The organism is Bradyrhizobium erythrophlei (genome assembly GCF_042430365.1).
GTDB classification, from domain to species: Bacteria; Pseudomonadota; Alphaproteobacteria; order Rhizobiales; family Xanthobacteraceae; genus Bradyrhizobium; species Bradyrhizobium erythrophlei.
In genome coordinates this window covers 1-1,686 of sequence record NZ_JBHMET010000269.1, presented here as the reverse complement: position 1 = coordinate 1,686, position 1,686 = coordinate 1, and the positions used below count along the sequence as shown (strand labels likewise).

Genomic DNA, 1,686 nt, shown 5'->3' with positions numbered 1-1,686 from the left:
GCAAGAACTCGGTCTTTTGCGGAGTTGATGTACGATTCGGTTCATGACGAATCGCCCATTCAAGACCGGCGAGAGCCGGGAGCAAGCCAGTCTCCTTCCGCCGCGGATTGAGGACTATGTCGGGCCGGACAATCCGGTTCGGGCAATCGAGAGCTTCATAGGTGCCCTCGACCTTGCCAAGCTGGGCTTCCGCCATGCGGATCGTGCTGCGGACGAGATGGGACAGCCGCCCTACGACCCCGCCGACCTGTTGAAGCTCTATCTCTACGGCTACATCAACCGGGTGAGGTCGTCGCGCCGGCTGGAACAGGAAGCTGTCCGCAATCTGGAGCTGATCTGGTTGCTCAGGAACTTGAGGCCGGGCTATCGGACCATCGCCAATTTCCGCAAGGAGAATTGGGAGGCGCTGAAGGCGGTGAACCGCAGCTTCGTGCTTCTGATCAGGGAGCTTGGCCTTGTCGGCGGAGCAGTTGTCGCGATTGACGGCTCGTTCTTCCATGGCGACGCCAGCAAGGCTTCCATCTTCACGCGCAAGAGGCTCGCCGAACAGATCGCGAAGCTGGACCTCGAGATCGAGGCTTACGGCAAGTCCCTTGAGGACAATGATGCCGCGGAGGCAAAGGCCGACCGCGCCGATGGTCCGGGCCATGGCGGGGGCGGCGATGGCAGCGATGTCGGCGCCAAGGTCGCGGCGTTGATGGCCAAGCGCTCACGGGCGCAGGCCGATCTTGATCGGCTGGACGAGAGCGGCGAGACGCAGCTGTCGCTGACCGATCCGGACGCCCGCCTTCTGGTCAAGGGAGGCCAGGGCGTGGCAGGCTACAACGTGCAGGTCGCCATTGATGACAAGCACAAGCTCATTGTCGCAGACGAAGTGGTGAACGACAGCAGCGATGTCGGCCAGCTTCATGCGATGGCCAAGGCAGCAAAAGACGCCCTTCAGGCCGAGACACTGCAGGTGCTGGCCGACGAGGGCTACTACAGCAGCCTGCAGCTGAAGGCGTGCGAGGATGATGCCATCACCGCCTATGTGCCGGTGCCGGAGGGTAACGAGCGGCGGCTTGAGAAGCAGGGCCGCTTCAGCCTCAAGGACTTCAGTTACGATCCTGCGGGTGATGCCTACCGTTGCCCGGCCAGTGAACTGCTGCGTCCGATGGAGCGGCGCTGGCAGAACGCAAGCGGCCGCATCGAGATCCGCTATGCGAGCAGCACGAAGACCTGCAGGACGTGCCCGTTACGCGCACGTTGCCTGAGCCCGAAGGCATCTTCGCGGACCATCGCGCGCTGGGAGCACGAAGACGTTCTCGACCGTCATCGGGCGCGGATGCGAGGCGCTGGCGAGTTGATGAGCCGCCGTGCCGCGCTGGCCGAACATCCCTTCGGCACGCTCAAATGCCGCGCCGGCTATCGCCATTTCCTGGTTCGCGGCTTCGACAAGGTTCGCGGCGAATGGAGCCTAATGGCACTCTGCTACAACTTCACGCGCGTCCTCAATATCCTGGGCTTCGAGGGCTTCGTGGCCTGCATGGCAAAGGCATTCCGATCGCCCTTAGCCGCCCGACCGGCCCCTGCAGGCTGTCTCCAGCTCCTTCTCGAAGCATTTTGGGCAAATATAACGGTGCGGCTCCCGATCAGGCGCTTCGGCCCCAGCCCTGTCGGATGATCACCACAACTTGCCCAGCCTCG

At 63.0% G+C, this 1,686-nt stretch carries 1 protein-coding gene; it reads left to right on the top strand.

Going from position 1 to position 1,686, the window contains the following annotated elements:
- Positions 1-43: 43 nt before the first annotated feature.
- A complete protein-coding gene (locus ACFFWD_RS41215) occupies positions 44-1,663 on the top strand; it encodes an IS1182 family transposase (RefSeq protein WP_376975125.1) in 1,620 nt (539 codons plus the stop codon).
- Positions 1,664-1,686: the final 23 nt, after the last annotated feature.

Excerpts from the sequence above, each read along its gene's own strand:
- ACFFWD_RS41215 (WP_376975125.1), top strand. The coding sequence starts at position 44 with ATGACGAATCGCCCATTCAAGACCGGCGAGAGCCGGGAGCAAGCCAGT.